Below are 2,604 nucleotides of genomic sequence, written 5' to 3'. Positions count from 1 at the left end.
ACCGCCCCGGTCAGGCCGTTCCAGCTGCGGGAGGTGAAGCTGGGCGACGGACTGCTCCAGGAGAAGCGCGACCGCATGAAGGCCTGGCTCCGGCAGTTCGACGAGCGGCGCTTCCTTGTGCTGTTCAACAACCAGGCTGGTCGGCCGAACCCGGCGGGCGTTTCCGTCCCTGGCGGGTGGGAGGACGGCGGTCTGCTCAGCGGCCACTGGGCTGGCCACTTCATGACGGCCCTGGCGCAGGGCTACGCGGACCTTGGCGAGCCGATCTTCAAGAGCAAGCTCGACTGGATGGTCGATGAGCTCGCGGCGTGCCAGGCTGCGATCACCGCGCGGATGGGCGATGGCGGTCCGGGCGGTGAGGAGCCGCAGGAGCCGCAGATCGGCCGGGTGCCGGGCCGCTTCGGCAGCGCGCTCCGCCTGAATGGTCCCAGTCGGGCGCAGCACGTGACCCTTCCGCAGGAGGCGATCAGCCAGCTCGCCGACTTCACCATCGCCACCTGGGTGAACCTCGCGGCCACCCAGAACTGGAGCCGGCTGTTCGACTTCGGTCAGAACACCACGGTCAACATGTTCCTGACTCCGCGTGCTGGGGTTACCGGCAACGTGCCGCGGTTCGCGATCACGGTCAGCGGTGGTGGTGGGGAGCAACGGATCGACGGTAACGCGGCGTTGCCGACCAACCAGTGGGTGCACCTGGCCGTCACGCTCACCCAGCAGACCGGCACGCTGTACGTGAACGGTCAGCAGGCTGGCCAGAACACGGCCATGACGCTGAGCCCGGCCAACCTCGGGAATCCCGGTAACCGGTGGATCGGGCGGTCGCAGTACGGCGATGCGTTCCTGGACGCGAGCATCGACGAGTTCCACATCTTCGACCGGGCCCTGAGCCAGGCGGAGGTCCGGTCGATGCTGGACTCGCCGACCGGGAGCACCGCCGGCGGGTCGATCGCCTGGTACCGGTTCGAGGAGGAGGGTGGTACCGCGATCAAGGACGCCTCGCCCAACGGCCGGGACGGCGGCATCGTCGCGGCCCAGAGCAGCGGGGCCGCCGACTGGGTGCCGACCCACCCCGGCTATCTGGGCGCGCTCCCGGAGGACACGGTGCTGCGGCTCGGTCCGCCGCGGTGGGCCGTCTACGGCGGCAACGCGGCCACCAACACGTGGGCGCCGTGGTACACGCAGCACAAGATCATGCGCGGTCTGCTCGACGCGTATTACCACACCGACAACCCCAAGGCCCTCGACGTCGTCGTCAAGATGGCCAACTGGGCGCACCTCGCGCTGACCATCGGGGACAAGAACCACCCCCAGTACGCGGGCCCGATCACCCGGGACAACCTGAACTACATGTGGGACCTCTACATCGCCGGCGAGTCCGGCGGCGCGAACGAGGTGTTCCCCGAGATCTACGCGCTCACCGGCGACGTGAAGCACCTGGACACCGCCAAGCGTTTCGACAACCGGGAGTCGCTCTTCGACGCCTGCGTGGAGAACCGCGACATCCTGGTCACGACGCCGGCCACCAGGCCCGGTCGGCGCCGCCCGGATCGGCTGCACGTCAACATGCACATGCCGCAGTTCGTCGGCTACATGCGTGTCTACGAGCACAGTGGGGACCCCGAGTACTTCCAGGCCGCCAAGAACTTCTTCGGCATGCTCGTGCCGCACCGCAGGTACGCACACGGTGGTTTGGGCGGCAACTACCCCGGCTCGAACAACAACACCGAGTTGTTCCAGAACCGGGACAACATCGCGAACTCGATCGCCCAGGGCGGTGCGGAAACCTGCAGCGCGTACAACCTGCTCAAGCTGGCCCGCAATCTGTTCCTGCACGAGCACGACCCGGCGTACATGGACCACTACGAGCGGGGGCTGTTCAACCAGATCGCGGGCTCGCGGGCCGACACGACGAGCGTCAGCAACCCACAGGTCACCTACTTCCAACCGTTGACCCCGGGCATCAGCCGTAGCTACGGCAACACCGGGACCTGCTGCGGCGGGACGGGCCTGGAGAACCACACCAAGTACCAGGAAACGGTCTACTTCAAGTCCGCCGACGGCACGACGCTGTGGGTCAACCTGTACGTACCGTCGACCCTCACCTGGGCCGAGAAGGGCTTCGCCGTCACTCAGGAGACGAGCTACCCGCGCGAGGACCACACCAGGCTGACCGTCAACGGCAGCGGGCCGCTCGACATCAAGCTGCGGGTGCCTGGCTGGGTGCAGAAGGGCTTCCACGTCACCATCAACGGCGTCAGCCAGGACGTCGACGCGAAACCCGCAAGCTACCTGACGTTGAGCCGTACCTGGGCGCCGGGCGACACCATCGAGATCCGGATGCCGTTCAGCATCCGGATCGAACGGGCGATCGACCGTCCCGACACGCAGTCGATCTTCTGGGGGCCCCTCCTCATGCAGATCCTCGGCAACCCCGGCAGCGGCAACTACCGCGAACTCTCCCTCTACCGGCACCTCAAGCGCGACGGCGACTACGCCCGCGCGGCGATCACCCAGGCCAGCACCACGGCGGGGGGTGACCTGCTCTTCACCACCCACGGCTTCACCCTGCGGCCGTACTACATCGGCGACGCCCAGGCCGCCTCG

The 2,604-nt window shown here is 67.6% G+C and carries 1 protein-coding gene; it reads left to right on the top strand.

Annotation, left to right across the window (positions count from 1 at the left end):
* Positions 1-2,604: beta-L-arabinofuranosidase domain-containing protein (locus ACWD5O_RS37040; RefSeq protein ID WP_450088160.1), on the top strand; the 2,604-nt coding region annotated here is incomplete at both ends.

The sequence above is a fragment of the Micromonospora sp. NPDC005161 genome (assembly GCF_053599855.1).
This window is presented reverse-complemented; position numbering and strand designations above follow the sequence as displayed.